The organism is Paenibacillus sp. GM2FR (assembly GCF_002803325.1).
Lineage (GTDB): Bacteria > Bacillota > Bacilli > Paenibacillales > Paenibacillaceae > Paenibacillus_AQ > Paenibacillus_AQ lautus.
Genome location: NZ_MKZM01000010.1, coordinates 592,238 through 607,677, shown reverse-complemented (window position 1 = coordinate 607,677; position 15,440 = coordinate 592,238). Strand labels below are relative to the sequence as shown.

Genomic DNA, 15,440 nt, shown 5'->3' with positions numbered 1-15,440 from the left:
TCAACCACCTACTCTTCCTGAACCGTCGCCCCTTTGCGGTACCGGTTCGGCGATACCCCCATCACCTTCTTAAAAGCCGTGCTGAAATAATGCTGGCTGTCATATCCCACCCGCTCCGCGATGTCCAGGATACTCAGATCGGTGGAATTAAGCAGCTGGATCGCCTTTTGAATCCGCGTCTGGGTCATAAGTGTAATAAAGGACGTGCCCAGTTCTTTCTTTAGCGTTCGGCTCAGATAGACTGGCGAAACCTGCAGCGCCTGGGCAAACGATTCCAGCGTCAGCTCCCGAACGGCATACTGCTCCTGGATGAGCTGCCGGGCCCTCCGTACTAACGGAGACAGCTGCGCATCCTTGAACACCCCGTCCCGGCAGGCTTCATAGGCTGCCGCAACCGCCCCCGCTCCTTCCGATACAAACTCCATATGAACGTTGACAGTCAGCTTCAAGTACTTCTGAATGGATTGCTCGGCATCGGCTGCGATTTCCACATCCGTCTCACCCCATAAACAGATGCCAATCCATCCTGTATGATCACGGAACAAAACACAAGGAGCGGGATGGATCAGCTCGGAAATGATATTCTCCATCGCGAACAGATACAGCTGCCGGTCGCTTTCCTTCATCAACGGCTGCGGAGCCGTCATCTCCGGCCATCTGGCGATGCCGACCTGGGTAGGCTCACTAGGAGGAAGCCCGAGAAACTCCAGCTGCTCCAGCGCCTCCTCCTCATCCAGCAGGCCATGCATCCATTCCAGGCAGAATCGTTCCCGCAGCAGCGGAATATTCTTCTCGATTTGCTCGGAGGCCTTCTTCAGATAACTCTCCTGGATTTGCCGGTCATTCAGTTCATCCCTTACGCTTCCAAGCACTCGAATCAGGTGATCCGCATTCACCGGCTTTAATATATAATCCTTAACCCCGAGCCGGATCGCTTCCTGCGCATAAGCAAATTCGTCATGGCCAGTAATAATGACAAACCGGCATTCGGGACGTTCTTCCTTCATCCGCTTCATGAGCCCGATGCCATCCAGGAACGGCATATTCATATCGACCAGCATAATGTCGATCGGCCGGCTGAGCGCAAGCTCCAGCGCTTCCTCGCCATCCTCCGCTTCGTCAGCCACCTCCATGCCAAGTGCCTCCCAATCCACCGCATCCCGAATACCTTCGCGGATAATCGGTTCATCGTCAGCAATCAGGACTTGATACGTTTTATTCATAGCCTGTCTCTCCTATCATCATCGGAGGACGAAGGGCCGGTATGCAGCAGCGGATGCGTAATCATTACCGTGGTTCCCTCGTTCTCTATACTGTCAATTGCGATTCCGTACTCATCGCCAAACGTTAGCTTGATACGAGCCTGTACATTCAGCATGCCGTAGCTGCGGCTTTCGCCTACCCTTTCTCCCGGAGTCGTCTCCATGGCCGCTACCGGGTCGGCAAGCTGTTTGCGAAGCGCTTCCAGCCGCTCAGTAGACATGCCGGCCCCATTATCCTGGACGCCTAGGAGAAGAACATCTCCGTTCACCTGGGCTTTGATGACAATGCGCCCAGGCCCCCTGCGGGCCTTAATGCCGTGGTATATCGCGTTTTCCACCACCGGCTGCAGAAGGAGCTTCAGCACGTACAATTTCTCAGCCTCAGGCGAAAGCTCCATCTCAACCTGCAGCCTGTCCCGGTAACGCGTCTTCTGTATCTGCAGGTAACTGCTGATATGCATCCATTCGTCGGACATGGGAATGATATCATCCCCTTTGCTGAGCCCGATTCGAAACAGCCGCGACAAGGATTCTACCAGATCCGATACATCGTCCGCTCCTTTCTTGCGGGCCATCCAATGGATCGTATCCAGCGTGTTATACAGAAAATGCGGCTTAATATGCGCCTGCAGGCTGCGCAGCTCCGCTTCGCGCTTCTGCTTCTCCCGCAGCTCGCTCAGCTTCATCAACTTGCGGATCTGCAGAAGCATGCGGTTAAAGCTGCGTCCAAGCATGCCCACCTCATCCTGCCGGTTTCCCCAATAACGGGTCGTCAAATCCCCGGATTCGGCTTTTTGCATGAAGGACATGAGCTGCCAGATCGGTCTGGATATCGACTGTGAAAGCGTGTAGGATGCAGCTACGCCAAACAAGCACACCACAAACAAGAAACAAATCATATAAAACCGAATCTCCCGAACCTCATACACCGATTCGCTGGTTGGAAACACCCCGATCGTCCGCCAGCCGGTAAAGGAGGAGGTGCCGTATATCAATTGCAGCCGCTCTCCATTCACCTCACGGATCAAGGCTCCGCTGTCCTCGTCCGGAAACCACGAAGGGGGGATGGACGGGATGATGGCATCCTCCGGCGTGTAAATGCTCGAGCCGCCGGCCTCGGCCACCATCAAATACCCGCTTTTTCCAAGCGTGACATCCCGGACCGCTCTCGCGACTGCCCGCAGCTTCAAATCGATCAATACCGCTCCGGTTACTTCCCTCGTGTCCGGATCCACAAACGAGCGAACGACCGACACCAGCTCTTCGTTGCCGTAATGAACATGGGTGGTGACCTTACGGTCTGCCGGATGGCCCAGCACTGTAAAGATACCTTCATTTAAAACAGCCTCATGGTACCAAGCTTCCTCCGTCAAGGTGGCAGGACCGCGTGCATACATTTCGTTACTGATGTATTCCCCATCACGATTGACCAGAAGAATGGAGGCGATTTCCGGGTACAGCGTCGTGAAGCCTTGAAGATATCGCTTAATTTCGTAATTTTCCTCATTGTCCTGCTTCACCGAGAACGACTGCGGGCCGGAATTCCCCGTATCTTCGGTCCCTGCGGCCGGCTTATCCCCTTGGATTTCCCCCTGCAGAAACCGCTCCGTGCGTGGGTCAAATCCGATCAAATACGTAATATTCTGGAGATTCTCCATATCATTGTCCAAGGTCTGATTGACCTTACCGATTAATTGAATGGTGTTTGAGGTTACCTGCTGATCCACAATGCGGTTAACCGTCCAATTAACGAGGACGCCCAGTGCGATCGAGGGCAGGATGCCAACCATGAGGAACAAGATGACCAGCTTGTATCTCAGCGGCAAATCCCCGAACCGCAGCCACCGCCAGATGCCTTCGCGCCAGGATTCCGCTCTGTTTCTATTTTGCATAATAATCATTCACATTCTCTCGGGTCACGATCGAGATCCCGGTGTCCACCCTAACAGGAAGCGGAGACACATCGTTGCCGAGCGTCGGGGCCGGTACGGTAAGACCATGATGCAGATGAAATAAATACTGCAGCGACCAATAGCCCATATTCCACGTTCCCTGGGCGATCGTTGCCGCGATGGTTCCATCAGAGATCCGGTCCAGCGTCCCTTTATTCGTATCGAATCCGATAATGGTAATCCGGTTCGCTTTATTTGCGCCGATAACGGCATCTGCCACGCCCATTCCGCCACTGGCCTCCGTTACGAAGATCCCTTTGAGATCCGGGTGTTTGTCCAGCATGTCGGCAGCAGCCTCTTTGGCAACAAGGGTATCCCCTTTGCCTTCCCTGATCTCCACCACGGACATGCCCGGATATCGCTGCGCTAAGGTGTCTCTGAAGCCTTCGGAACGGTCATCATGATTCTGCTGCCCAGGCTGGGTAACAATCCCGATCTCCCCTTCCCGGCCGAGAAGCTGCGCCATTTTATCCGCGGCCGCAACGCCAGCGTTGTAATTGTTGGTCGCCAGGAAAGAATAAGCCTTACTGTCAGGTGCATCCGCATCGAACAGCACAACGGGGATCCCGGCTTCCACGGCTTTATTAATCGTTGACGTCAGCGCTTTGGAATCGATGGCCGATAAGGCGATACCGGCGGGCTTTTTGGCAATCACTTGTTCCAGAACGGTGATCTGTTCCTCCACGTCATATTGTGTAGAGCCGCGGTAATCAACCGATACGCCCAGAGCATCCCCTCCATCCTCGAAGCCCTTTAAAATATTCTTCCAATATTCCATGCCGGATTGAAAAGTCACCATGACATAATTCTCCCCAATGCTGCCGTGCAGGCCGCCCTCCTCCCAAGCCGAAGAACGCTTGTCCTCCAGCCTGTACATGAACACATAGGTGAGAAAAGCCAATAGAAGCGCACCGTATACCAGCATCATCTTCTTCATGAATAAGTCCCCCGATCCTTGATCCTTCGTTCGTCATCTGCAGTTGCAATCGGTTACATAAACGTATAATGAATATACTGCAATTCTTTGAAAAAGATCAAACGCTTGCTGGGATTGGGCTCTGGTCAGCAGTAAAAACAGGCCGTCCACGATTATCCCTACCCGTGTCACAGCCTGTTTTCCGATACTTTAATGATCTTACTTTTTATACAATAAATTTCACAGCCTTATGTAGTCCGCTTAGCCGGATAAATGCTGATGCCGTGCATAAATAAACTCACCACATGACGCGCGAGATCCTCAGGAGTACGCTTGCCTGTCAGAAGCTGCTGGGAGGTCAGTCTTTCAATGACACCGACTAAGCACTCCGCAACAATGTGCATATCGGAATCACCGTCAAAGTACCCGTCCCGCTGCTCAGCTTTCAGATTTTGCTCAATCATGGCTGCCATTTCAGATTTTATGATGACAGAGTCATCCCCAATGAAAAAACCGATTTGCGTCAGATCCGGGTCTTTGCCAAGAAACGCGAACAATCCCGTCAGCACACTCTGCAAACGACCGGTCACATGATCCTCATCGATTCCGCTTTCCAATCTGCTACCCTCGAGCAGAATCTTGAGCTCAGAACGAAATTTCTCCACCAGCTCCTTGAAAACAGCTTCTTTGCTCTCAAAATACAAATAGAATGACGGCTGCGTCAATCCAGCCCGGGAAACGATGGTGCTGATCTTTGTCTGATGGTATCCTGACTTTGCAAATTCATTGGCAGCGACAATCAGTAGTCTAGCCCGGCTTTCTTGTCCATTCGCACCCTTCTTACGCAAAGCTATCCAACCTCCGAATCTAGTCATGATGTAGGTAAGTTACCGTCCATTATACTCTATATCGGAAAGATGCTGCTACACATAAAGTCCAAGCTTAACATGCACGAGACTTTACATCGCCACAAGAACGTTATAACGTAAAAGGATAGCGATGTTTATCGTTACAGCCAAGAAGGAGATTAATACCATGCAGAAACAAACCCAATCCAACTCGGTGGATATGACCGAGTCACATAACTCGCCAGACCCGTCTTCCAAGCGCGTGCTTATTGTTACGGCAGTCGATGCCGAAAAAGAAGCCGTACTACGCGGGCTTAAGGGTGCACACGGATTTGATGTGATCGCGGGTGGAGTTGGTCCCGCGGCTACCGCTGCTGCGACTGCCCGCCAGCTGATTCAAGGCACCTATGACTTTGTTGTCAGCGCAGGTATCGCCGGAGGATTTGCCGGCCAGGCTGAGGTTAGTTCCATCGTCATTGCGGACACCATCATTGCCGCTGATCTCGGTTCGGAAACCGAAGACGGCTTCAGCAGCGTCCAGGAGCTCGGCTTCGGAATGGATCGGGTACAGGCAGATCCAGCCTCTGCCAGAAAATTTGCGGAGGCCTTAAAGATTGCCGGCGCGTCCGTAACCCTCGGGCCTGTGCTGACGGTCTCCACCACGACGGGAACAGCAGCTACGGCTGCACGTCTCCTCCATCGGGTGCCGGACGCCGCAGCCGAGGCGATGGAGGGATTCGGCGTGGCCACCGCTGCCGCTGCAGCCGGTGTGCCCGTGCTCGAAATCCGTTCCATATCCAATCAGGTTGGACCGCGAGACCGCAGCGCATGGAAGATTAAGGAGGCGCTGCTGGCGCTTGAGACCGCAAGTTCATTACTACCGGAGGTGCTACGATGAAAATCGCTTTTTCCCCTTGCCCTAACGACACATTTGTATTTCATGCCTGGGTTCACGGACGGATTCCGGGCGCCCCCGAGCTTGATGTATCCTACGCGGATATCGATATCACCAATCACTGGGCGGCCGAGGATCGAGAACATGATATCTTAAAAATATCCTACGCCGCGCTGCCCTGGGTGCTGGATGAATATGCCCTCCTGCCCTGCGGAGGAGCACTTGGCCGCGGATGCGGGCCTCTCGTTCTGACGGCGGACAAGCTGACAGACGGGAAGGCCCCGGACAGTCCGGCTGCGCTGTCCGGCCGGCGGGTAGCCGTTCCGAGTGAGCGCTCCACGGCTTATCTGTTGTTCCGTCTGTGGGCTGCACAGAACGTACCTGGAGGACTCGGCGAAATCGTGGTGATGCCGTTCGATCAAATAATGCCGGCTGTCCGGGATGGAGCGATCGATGCCGGGCTTGTCATCCACGAGGCACGATTTACCTATCCGTCCTATGGATTGAAACTGATGACGGATCTGGGCAGTTGGTGGGAATCCGATACGAATCTGCCTATTCCTCTGGGTGCGATTGTGGCCCGCAGGTCGCTGGATTTGGCAAGCATCTCAAACTGGATCCGCTCCTCTGTCGAATATGCCTGGGAACATCCCGAGGACTCTCGGGCCTATGTCCTCCAGCACGCTCAGGAAATGGACCCGGATGTCGCCGATGCCCACATCGACCTGTACGTCAATCCGTTTACCGCAGAGCTGGGCGAAGACGGCTATGCCGCGATTTCAGCCCTGCTGAACCGTGCAGCCGATGAAGGACTTGTGCCGCGAATCGATCCCGAGCTGCTGAAGCGTCCATGATACGGCAACCTACCTCTTATGAAAAATCTCAATGGAGGTACGATCTCATAAAACAAACCGCGTATAGTGTTTTCTTGCGTGATCGGAAGATTTAGCTTCACGGAAAGCTTATATATTTTATGTTCAAAAGAGGAGCACCAAGAATCCGACAAACCGGGTCTTCTGGATGTTCCTCTTTTTCATTATCCCTATGAATGCTTCTCGTCCAGCTTCCTTGTTTAGAATTCATTCTTCGATATAAAATCATTCAATCGCCGATAAATTCCGATAATCTCATCCATTGGCATTCGTACCAATCCACTGGAAGAAGGAGCTACAAACTCGTGGACGCCGTCCACGACGGAGTCCGGCTGAATTCCCCAATCCACCTTGGCTTTACCGCTGAATTCGGTATACACGCCCTTGCCGACAAAACAAGCAACCTCCGGTCTGTACTCCGCCAGCTTCTCCCGCAGCGTCTCTCTTCCGAGTCTGTACTCTTCGCGGGTAATGTCTTCGGCCCCCCGTGTAGGCCTGGCCACAATATTGGTAAACCCATACCCCAGTTTAAGCAATTCCCCATCCTCCGAGGCATCATATAAGCGAGGGGTCAAACCGGATTTATGCAGAATCCTCCAAAAATTGTTGCGAGGGTTCGCATAATGATGTCCGACTTCCCCCGACCGCAAACTGGGATTAAATCCGATAAATACAAGAGTCAATCCATAATCGAGATGATCGCTGACTTCGTTCATTCTGACTCCTCCTATCATCGTCTTATTCTGGGTTATCCTGAATTTAGTGAGAGCTCGATGCGGCAGCGCTGTTGTTGCGTTTGCGTATTTGGTGAATGCCCATCACCACGGTAACGAGCTCCCAGTCTCCGAGAACGTTGCTCTCATTCTGCAGCAGATAGGCCCCGGCCTGGAGCCAGCCGCTAATGCGGGAAAAATGGGCGATTCCCCTTCCGGCATCATCCGTTATTTCATATTCATTGGAAAAGGCAGGCGAAGTGATCTCATATACGCCCCGCGATCCCGCGTTGTATTCGAATTTTTTCGTGAAGAAGCTCATTCGCATACGCAGCACGCCCAGCTCTTCCCCGCTGCCGCTCGCGATATGCCACTTGTTGGAGAAGAAACGAAACGAGCCGCTGCATACCGGATCTCCCGAAACGTTATACACGTCCAGCGAGGAGCCGAAAGCGCTCTTCAAATCCAGGCTTCCTATTACACTGCCTTCCCTATCCATAATATCTGTTATACCCGAGCTAAAAAAGTTATCCTTGAAATATAAATGCATACGCCTTCTCCCCTTCCTCGATTCCCTGCATACCTGTTATTCATTACAACGATTTGCACGTTAAATTGTTTCAAATTTTCGGGGGAATCCGGGAACCGATCCTTTGTTCAATTGTCTAATATTCGAGGTGATGCGATTGGAGTACCTGAAACAAATGGTGGCCGTAAATGAAGCAAGCACGGTGCTGAGCGATTTAATGGAGTCCTTCGGCCAGGACGTGTGGAACTATGCGTTCTTCCTAACAAAACGCAAAGATGCGGCTGATGATATCAGTCAGGACGTGTTCTTGAGAGCATTTAAGCACTGGAATGATTTTCAGGGCCGGAGCTCTGTCAAAACATGGCTGTTCACCATCACCCGCAACCTGTCCCTGAACTATCTCAAATCTCCCTTTATGACGAGGGTGTCTCTAACCGGCTGGATCACCTCCAAACAGACTGAACCCTCCGCCGAAACAGAGTTTATGGATGCTGCTGCCGTCTCGCAGATTTGGAAGTACGTGATGGAGCTGCCGCCCAAATACCGGGAGGTGCTTATCCTGGAATCCCATTATCAGCTGCCGCGAAAAGAAATGGCGGAACTGCTCGGCATATCCGAAGGAACAATCAAATCCAGACTGCACCGGGCTCGCGCCCGAATGGAAAAGATGTTGAAAGGAGAGGATGTCCAGTGAAGACCGAACAAGAGCCGCAGCCGCCGGATTGGATACAGGAACTCGCTTCTTCTCCATTCAATGAGCCGATGTTTACCGAGAAGATGAAATCCCGTGTATTGAACAGTGCCGCTAACGGCTCTGTAAAGAAGGGCCGAAACAAACGGAGGTCTCCAACGCGTCTGCGTGTTATAAGCGCATGTGCATTCATGATTCTTCTTCTAGTAGCGGTATGGGGATGGCGTGAGTCTCCTGCGCTTCAACGGATGATCCCCATCCAGGGCTGGGGATACGCAGCCAAGTGGACTCCCCGGAGCGTATATACGGATGATGGCGTGGATAAACTTCAGGCATTTCCGGGCGGGGATGCTGCCGCGGGCTCTCCGGCCGGTGCCTGGTGGAATCTGTTAACCCCAATTCAAGCGCTTGAAGGGAAAACGATCCGCATAACCGCCGTACACCGGGATACGGGAACTACCCTTGAAGAGCTTGCCGAGACGATGATTACCTCCGATATGGCTTACGATAACTTCACCCGGGTCTCTTCCCGCTTTGCCCTGCCGCTCTCCGGGTTATGGCGATTCGACGTGATGGTGGATCAGGAGAAATACGGCGATATCGTGATTGATGTGCCGGACAGCAGCTGGGAGCCGAGCCCGAGCTTCGTTTCGGCTGCTTCTGAAGACCCGGTGGAGTCGATGCTGTCCTCCCAGTTTCCTCCCACTGAAATGACCGGCATTAAGGGACATCTCGGCTTTATTGATCCGGGGTTTATCGCAGGTCACCCCAATAAATATATGTGGCACTTTTGGGGAAGCAAAGAGGAATTAACGGGGGATCTGGTCATCACTGCCGTGAAACAAAATTCGTCAAAGCTCATCGATGTATTTAAATCTCGCGTCACTCCTTATCCTCATAATGGTGCCGATGCCTCATTGCCGACAACGATGTCACTTCCTTCGCCTGGACTGTGGCGCATTATGGTCTCGATCAACGGTCAATTGTTCGGCAGCGTCATTGTCGAAGTTGCTAAACCATAAATTTGGCGATGCCCAAAGATCCATGAGCCGCTGGCCGTTAACATAAGCACGCCTCACGGCAAGCCTCCTAGTCAAACAACGGAGGAAGCCGTTGCCTTGACCCTACCGTTGAAATGAAATGGATTCCATCAAATAAGGCTGCCTCGGTCTGTAGAACATCTACAGAACCGAGGCAGCCTCTTCATGAGGAATATCAATCATTTCATATTCCGCTTATTTCATCAGCCAAACAGCATTACTCCGCGTTCAAAGCTTCCTTCGGCACTTCAATCTTGCTGATTTCGTTATGCTTGGAGTAAGCGCTCTTCATTTTCATATCCAAGGATACCTTCTGACCTTCGGCATCCATTGCCATTACCATGTCCAAATCGGTTGTTACCGGCAGGTAAGACTCCTTCTGTACGCCATAGATAATATGAATGCTCTTGATATCCATTTGATCCATCATGGCTTCCATCTGCGGATCGTTGCCCGCTTGGCTCATCATGGACTTGGCAAGCTCCTTCAGGTTGTCGCCGGAAACATCCGCCGTCAGGACGTATGTGTCTCCGTCCTCCGTTACTTTGAAGTCCTTAGCGAGGGACTTGAACTGCTCTACCTGCTGCTCTGGACTCGCACTGCTCATATCCAGGCTGTCGCGGATCTCCTGCTCCGATTCCTTCGGAACCTGCATCCATTGACCATCCATAAGCATGTAAATGCCGTCTTCCGTTATATACTGCTTCATCTCGACCTTGCCTTCCGGAGAATCCATCACAACGTTCTGCATCATCTCCACCGGCTCGAGCGTAAGTTCCGAATCAAGCGACATATTGACGTCTTGCTCCTGCTTCTCTTCGCCTTCAACCACGATATGCTGTTTAACATCGGCTTTCATCGCAAAGCTCTTCAAATTCTGGGAAGCTTCAGCCGATTTCTGAAGAAGCTCGTCAGCAGTTGGAAGAGCATCCTCCTTCGGTTCTTCTTTAGCTGGCGGCGTCTCTGTCGAAGGAGTCGTCCCTTGTTCCGTTGCCGGCGGCGTTGCGGCGTCCTCCGCTGCTTTGTTGTCCTTGCCGCATGCTGTCATGCTCATAACCAAAATTGCCCCTAGTAATACTGCTGTCCACTTCTTCAATCGAATTTCCTCCTAAAATATGTATTCCGGTTTACTTACCCATTCTATACGATTTGTAACATCGATTGATCAAAATTTCCGAAAAAGGTACACTAGACCTAATTCTTGTCAGGGAGCGTGCTCGATTGGAAAATCTTCTGATTACCGGATATCGGGCCCACGAGCTCGGTATTTACAACAACAAACACCAAGGCATACCTTATATACGCAAAGCAATTGCCAACCGCTTGGTTCCGCTGCTTGAGGAAGGCCTTCAGTGGGTCATCACTCCCGGCCAATATGGCGTGGACCTGTGGGCCATTGAAGCGGCTATCGAACTAAAGTCCCAATACCCCGACCTGAAATGCTCCATTCTGACGGCCTACCAGAATCCCGAGGAGCAATGGAATGAGGATAAAAAGGCTTATTTTCAGGAAGTGATGAAAGGGGTAGACTTCTATGCACCGGTCAGCAAGAGCCCTTATCAGGGGCCGTGGCAATTTACGGCCAGAGACGATTTGCTTCTCCGCAAAACCGATGGCATTCTGCTCGTGTATGACGAAGACGGCGGCGAAGCCAGCCCCAAGTTCATCAAAGAACGAGCGCTGAAGAAGCAGGCAGCGGACGGCTACCGCTTCATCAGCATCGGTTCGGAGGAGATACAGGCTGTTGCAGACGAAGAGAACATGTCGCAGGATTTTTACTAGGCTCGCTTGCTCCCCGGTTACCGCTTCGATCCGCCAGAGGAGGAAATGAGAGAGGAGCTAACTAAATGAACCTGTGGCAATATTACACATGAGAAGCGGTGGAGCATGCGAATTAACAAATATATAAGTGAAACGGGATTTTGCTCGCGCAGAGAAACCAACCGATTGATTGCGGCCGGACGGATTACGATCAATGGCAAGGTGTGTGAAAAAGGGGCGGATGTTGAACTGCACGATCTCGTATTGATAGATGGGAAGGAAATTCCTCATAATGATAGCGAGGCGGTTTACCTGGCTCTCAATAAACCCATCGGTATTGTCTGTACGGCAGCAGAACATGTGGCGGGAAACATTATTCAGTTTGTTAACTATCCATCGCGCATATTTGCCATTGGGAGGCTGGATAAAGCCTCTGAAGGTTTGATTTTGCTTACGAATGACGGAGATATTGTGAACAAAATGATGCGTTCGGAACATAATCATGAGAAAGAATATGTGGTGACCGTGGACAAACCCGTTACGGACGCATTTATTCAAGCGATGTCTCAAGGTGTTGAAATCCTGAACGTAGTAACCAAACCATGCACGGTTTACAGGCAAAGCGAAGATGTATTTCGTATCATTTTGACACAGGGCCTTAATCTGCAAATCCGCAGAATGTGCAAAGCCTTGGGGTACAGCGTGCTGAAGCTGGAGCGCGTCCGAATTATGAATATTACGCTGGATCAACTGGAACGGGGTGAGTGGAGGCATTTGGAGGAAACGGAACTGCATAAGCTCCTGTTTATGTTGACCTAGGCGAAGATGACCTCGTTGCAAGATGCCATCCAGGAACATAAAAAAGCCATTTTTCAACTTTGTCCACACTGGCCAACGAAAGCCCCCAAGGTTTACGTCATAACCCCCGGTATCATGTCAAATTTTTGAAAAATGGCTCTACATGCTTTAAACTTGTTATCTCTATGCCAGCAAATAATCGTCAATGCTGGTGTACGCATAACCATGAGCCGCCGCAACCGCTTCATAGGTTACCTTGCCGTCGATGACATTAATGCCCTTGGCAAGCGCTTTATCATGACGTGCGGCAGTCCGTAGTCCTTTACTTGCTATTCTCAACCCATAGGGTGCCGTTACATTGGTCAGTGCCATGGTGGAGGTTCTGGCTACGGCGCCCGGCATGTTGGCTACAGCATAATGGATAACACCATGCTTTTCATAGGTCGGGTTGTCATGCGTGGTGATCCGGTCGATCGTCTCAATGGAGCCTCCTTGATCAATCGCCACATCCACGATGACCGATCCCGGACTCATCTCTTTTACCATCTCTTCCGTTACGAGGCGCGGGGCCCGTGCACCGGGGATCAATACCGCACCCACAACAAGGTCGGCGGCCTTCACCGTTTCCGCAATGTGATACGGATCGGACATGATCGTTTTGACCCGCCCCTGGAAAAGATCATCCAGTTGACGAAGTCGGCCGGGATTAATATCGAGGATGCTGACGTCCGCACCGAGCCCCAGCGCAATCCTTGCCGCATTGGTGCCAACGATGCCGCCGCCGATAACGGCAACCTTACCCGGTGCGACGCCCGGTACGCCGCTTAGAAGGACACCCTTGCCGCCGTGCGCTTTTTCCAGGAAATGCGCCCCGATTTGAATGGACATTCTACCTGCCACTTCACTCATCGGTGTCAGCAGCGGCAAGCTGCCATCCGTCAATTGTATCGTTTCATAAGCAACGGCACTCACCTTACGGTCAACAAGCGCTTTGGTCAGTTCCGGCTCGGGGGCCAGGTGCAGATACGTGTATAGGATCATTTCCTCTTGAAAGTATTCATATTCCTCTTGCAGGGGTTCCTTCACCTTCACAACCATCTCGGCATTCCACGCTTCGGCAGCCGTTGCAACCACCTTGGCTCCAGCCGCTCTATATGCTTCATCCGTAAAACCGATCCCAAGGCCGGCCCCGGATTGTACGAGAACTTCGTGCCCGGCATTTCTGAAGCTGACGACCGTACCCGGCGTCATGCCTACGCGGCTTTCGTTATTTTTGATTTCTTTGGGAACCCCAATAATCATCCCCATGCCTCCTTAATGGTGAACTTTGCCTATCTAATTGAATTGTAACCATTTTTACCCAAACTGTGTACCTGTCTAAGGTCAGGGATTGTCCGTCCGAATTTGTATCTAGGTATTCGTAGTATATGCAGGTGAAAGATGAACGGAATCCAGAAAAAAACACTTCTGGCAGAGGGATTATAGCGGATTTTTGTCCGTTATACCATCCACGCCCAAAGTGTTTGTTTAATACGCATTTATGAAACTCTAAGTATTTCTATTGTTGATACCTTCGTTAATGTGCAACCGGATTACCTTTTTCGCGATCCTTCCCTTTGTCGGATTCACCTGCGTTTTTGTTTGCCTTCTCCCGATCGAGCTGCATCTCCTCCACCGTCTTCACCTTGAGTCTGGCGGCTCCTTCATACGGACGGGTAGGGATCAGATTGCCCGCTGTTAGACGTGCCTTCGCTTCGGCGATCGAAGCCGCATACTGAGGAAGCCATGCTTCACCGGCTACCAGCATTTCATCGACCAGCTGCCAGATTTCCTTCGGATTACATACCGCTCCGACCAGCGGATCCATCATAAATGCCTGACGAAGCAGCTTGTCATCTCCATGAACCGCCGCTTCAACCGCCAGCCGTTGAACGGATATGCTTACGCTACACACCGCAGCCGGCCCTAACGGCAAGCTCCCTACATGCGGCATGGATATGCCGTTCCGGTCCACGTAACCCGGCGCCTCAATGATGGCATCATCCGGCAGATTGGAGATAATGCCCTCATTCACCACATTAAAATGGCCCCGGTATACCCGGCCGGTCTCCAAACCTTCAATAATGTAGGAGCCGTGCTCCTCTCCCCGTTGCTCCGGCGTGTACTCCATAGCCGGATCTTTCATCCAGTTCGGGAAATCGGTCTCGAACCAGTTGCGTCCCTCGGTACAGACTCGCAAATATCCGCCCGTCTCTCCGTTGATCCAGCTGCTGAGGTCAATCCACTCCGTAATTTCCTCCGGCCGTTTACGGTACCAAGGAACATATTCGCTTAGATGGCCGTTGGATTCGGTGCTGTAATATCCGAAACGCCTCAGCATATCGATGCGAACCTTCTCTGTCCTGCTGTACTCCGGATGTCGTTCAAATGCCTCCAGCAGCCCAGCCGTCAAGTCCTTGCCTTGATGTGAGGCTCGAATATACCAAGTCTGATGATTAATCCCGGCACAGACAATATCGACCTCTTGTTTTTTCAAGCCATACACCTCGGCGATCTGATGATGCCCATGCTGCACGCCATGGCATAAACCAATCGTCCGCACGCCGCCATACTGATTGCATGCCCATGTCAGCATGGCCATCGGATTCGAATAGTTCAATAGCAGAACGTCAGGTGCGCACACCTCGCGAATATCCCGGCAAATGCTCAGCATCTCGGGGATTCCCCGCTGGCCATACATAATGCCGCCTGCACAGAGCGTGTCGCCCACGCATTGATCGATGCCATATTTCAGCGGAATGTCCACATCCGTACGGAATGCCTCCAGTCCGCCCACGCGAATGGTGCAGATGACATATTTGGCATCCTGCAGGGCTTGTCTTCGATCCGTGGTGGACTGGATTGCAATCGACAGTCCATTCTCGGTAATGTCCCGCTGACACAATTCCGTGACCATATCCAGGTTATGCTGGCTGATGTCGGTGAAAGCAACCTCGATATCCCTGAACTCCGGTACAGTCAACAAGTCACGCAGAATTCCCCGGGTAAAGCCGATGCTTCCCGCTCCGATAAAAGCAACCTTAAATGACATTCTATCCACTCCCTAGCTGCAAATTAGATTGTAGTTATTGTAGCAATCGAGCGGTAGAAAGCGTTATCAAAA

At 51.9% G+C, this 15,440-nt stretch carries 15 protein-coding genes; 6 read left to right on the top strand and 9 right to left on the bottom strand.

Annotated elements, in window-relative coordinates; all coding sequences use genetic code 11:
• Nucleotides 1-8 precede the first annotated feature (8 nt).
• The 4 genes from PAEVO_RS27720 to PAEVO_RS27705 all read right to left on the bottom strand — a co-directional run bounded on the left by PAEVO_RS27720 (nucleotide 9) and on the right by PAEVO_RS27705 (nucleotide 4,978).
• Nucleotides 9-1,223 carry a response regulator transcription factor gene (locus PAEVO_RS27720; RefSeq protein ID WP_100540709.1) on the bottom strand — a complete coding sequence of 405 codons (1,215 nt, stop codon included), beginning with the start codon at nucleotides 1,221-1,223 and terminating at the stop codon, nucleotides 9-11.
• Entirely contained in the window at nucleotides 1,220-3,163 is a 1,944-nt protein-coding gene (locus tag PAEVO_RS27715; RefSeq protein ID WP_411830458.1) for a cache domain-containing sensor histidine kinase, read from the bottom strand. Before PAEVO_RS27715 ends, PAEVO_RS27720 begins: the two co-directional genes overlap by 4 nt.
• Nucleotides 3,144-4,151, bottom strand: a complete 1,008-nt coding sequence (locus tag PAEVO_RS27710) for a substrate-binding domain-containing protein (protein ID WP_100540708.1) — start codon at nucleotides 4,149-4,151, stop codon at nucleotides 3,144-3,146. Before PAEVO_RS27710 ends, PAEVO_RS27715 begins: the two co-directional genes overlap by 20 nt.
• Nucleotides 4,152-4,378: 227 nt before the next feature.
• Entirely contained in the window at nucleotides 4,379-4,978 is a 600-nt protein-coding gene (locus tag PAEVO_RS27705; RefSeq protein ID WP_100540707.1) for a TetR/AcrR family transcriptional regulator, read from the bottom strand.
• Between the two features lie 187 nt (nucleotides 4,979-5,165).
• On the opposite strand from PAEVO_RS27705, the gene PAEVO_RS27700 reads away from it, so the two are divergent.
• Both PAEVO_RS27700 and PAEVO_RS27695 read left to right on the top strand, forming a co-directional pair.
• Entirely contained in the window at nucleotides 5,166-5,876 is a 711-nt protein-coding gene (locus PAEVO_RS27700; RefSeq protein ID WP_100540857.1) for a futalosine hydrolase, read from the top strand.
• Entirely contained in the window at nucleotides 5,873-6,727 is an 855-nt protein-coding gene (locus tag PAEVO_RS27695; RefSeq protein WP_100540706.1) for a 1,4-dihydroxy-6-naphtoate synthase, read from the top strand. The genes PAEVO_RS27700 and PAEVO_RS27695 overlap by 4 nt, the downstream gene beginning before the upstream one ends.
• A gap of 218 nt (nucleotides 6,728-6,945) precedes the next feature.
• Here PAEVO_RS27695 and PAEVO_RS27690 read toward each other — a convergent pair whose 3' ends face one another.
• Complete coding sequence (locus tag PAEVO_RS27690; RefSeq protein ID WP_100540705.1) at nucleotides 6,946-7,461, bottom strand: mismatch-specific DNA-glycosylase; 516 nt, start codon at nucleotides 7,459-7,461, stop codon at nucleotides 6,946-6,948.
• Nucleotides 7,462-7,504: 43 nt separating this feature from the next.
• Nucleotides 7,505-8,008, bottom strand: coding sequence for an LURP-one-related family protein (locus tag PAEVO_RS27685; protein WP_100540704.1), 504 nt, complete (start codon nucleotides 8,006-8,008; stop codon nucleotides 7,505-7,507).
• A gap of 154 nt (nucleotides 8,009-8,162) precedes the next feature.
• Here PAEVO_RS27685 and PAEVO_RS27680 point away from each other — a divergent pair, with 154 nt between their 5' ends.
• Nucleotides 8,163-8,681 carry an RNA polymerase sigma factor gene (locus tag PAEVO_RS27680; RefSeq protein ID WP_100540703.1) on the top strand — a complete coding sequence of 173 codons (519 nt, stop codon included), beginning with the start codon at nucleotides 8,163-8,165 and terminating at the stop codon, nucleotides 8,679-8,681.
• Complete coding sequence (locus tag PAEVO_RS27675) at nucleotides 8,678-9,700, top strand: DUF4871 domain-containing protein (RefSeq protein ID WP_100540702.1); 1,023 nt, start codon at nucleotides 8,678-8,680, stop codon at nucleotides 9,698-9,700. Before PAEVO_RS27680 ends, PAEVO_RS27675 begins: the two co-directional genes overlap by 4 nt.
• 235 nt (nucleotides 9,701-9,935) lie before the next feature.
• On the opposite strand, the gene PAEVO_RS27670 is transcribed toward PAEVO_RS27675, so the two are convergent.
• Complete coding sequence (locus PAEVO_RS27670; protein ID WP_100540701.1) at nucleotides 9,936-10,814, bottom strand: DUF6612 family protein; 879 nt, start codon at nucleotides 10,812-10,814, stop codon at nucleotides 9,936-9,938.
• A 125-nt stretch (nucleotides 10,815-10,939) separates the two neighbouring features.
• Here PAEVO_RS27670 and PAEVO_RS27665 point away from each other — a divergent pair, with 125 nt between their 5' ends.
• Both PAEVO_RS27665 and PAEVO_RS27660 read left to right on the top strand, forming a co-directional pair.
• Nucleotides 10,940-11,500 (top strand): SLOG family protein, encoded by a 561-nt coding sequence (locus PAEVO_RS27665; RefSeq protein WP_100540700.1) that lies wholly within the window; start codon nucleotides 10,940-10,942, stop codon nucleotides 11,498-11,500.
• A gap of 105 nt (nucleotides 11,501-11,605) precedes the next feature.
• Nucleotides 11,606-12,298, top strand: coding sequence for a pseudouridine synthase (locus PAEVO_RS27660; protein WP_100540699.1), 693 nt, complete (start codon nucleotides 11,606-11,608; stop codon nucleotides 12,296-12,298).
• 162 nt (nucleotides 12,299-12,460) lie between these two features.
• Here the strand turns inward: PAEVO_RS27660 and ald are convergent, their stop codons facing one another.
• Together ald and melA are read right to left on the bottom strand one after the other, a co-directional pair.
• Nucleotides 12,461-13,579, bottom strand: a complete 1,119-nt coding sequence (gene ald, locus PAEVO_RS27655) for an alanine dehydrogenase (protein WP_100540698.1) — start codon at nucleotides 13,577-13,579, stop codon at nucleotides 12,461-12,463.
• Between the two features lie 274 nt (nucleotides 13,580-13,853).
• The gene (gene melA / locus PAEVO_RS27650) at nucleotides 13,854-15,368 is read right to left on the bottom strand and encodes an alpha-glucosidase/alpha-galactosidase (protein ID WP_100540697.1); all 1,515 of its coding nucleotides are present in this window, start codon (nucleotides 15,366-15,368) and stop codon (nucleotides 13,854-13,856) included.
• Nucleotides 15,369-15,440: the final 72 nt, after the last annotated feature.

Bases quoted from the DNA above. Each gene is read 5' to 3' on its own strand.
- PAEVO_RS27720 (WP_100540709.1), bottom strand. From the start codon at position 1,223: ATGAATAAAACGTATCAAGTCCTGATTGCTGACGATGAACCGATTATC.
- PAEVO_RS27715 (WP_411830458.1), bottom strand. From the start codon at position 3,163: ATGATTATTATGCAAAATAGAAACAGAGCGGAATCCTGGCGCGAAGGC.
- PAEVO_RS27710 (WP_100540708.1), bottom strand. From the start codon at position 4,151: ATGAAGAAGATGATGCTGGTATACGGTGCGCTTCTATTGGCTTTTCTC.
- PAEVO_RS27700 (WP_100540857.1), top strand. From the start codon at position 5,166: ATGCAGAAACAAACCCAATCCAACTCGGTGGATATGACCGAGTCACAT.
- PAEVO_RS27695 (WP_100540706.1), top strand. From the start codon at position 5,873: ATGAAAATCGCTTTTTCCCCTTGCCCTAACGACACATTTGTATTTCAT.
- PAEVO_RS27690 (WP_100540705.1), bottom strand. From the start codon at position 7,461: ATGAACGAAGTCAGCGATCATCTCGATTATGGATTGACTCTTGTATTT.
- PAEVO_RS27685 (WP_100540704.1), bottom strand. From the start codon at position 8,008: ATGCATTTATATTTCAAGGATAACTTTTTTAGCTCGGGTATAACAGAT.
- PAEVO_RS27680 (WP_100540703.1), top strand. From the start codon at position 8,163: ATGGTGGCCGTAAATGAAGCAAGCACGGTGCTGAGCGATTTAATGGAG.
- PAEVO_RS27660 (WP_100540699.1), top strand. From the start codon at position 11,606: ATGCGAATTAACAAATATATAAGTGAAACGGGATTTTGCTCGCGCAGA.
- ald (WP_100540698.1), bottom strand. From the start codon at position 13,579: ATGATTATTGGGGTTCCCAAAGAAATCAAAAATAACGAAAGCCGCGTA.
- melA (WP_100540697.1), bottom strand. From the start codon at position 15,368: ATGTCATTTAAGGTTGCTTTTATCGGAGCGGGAAGCATCGGCTTTACC.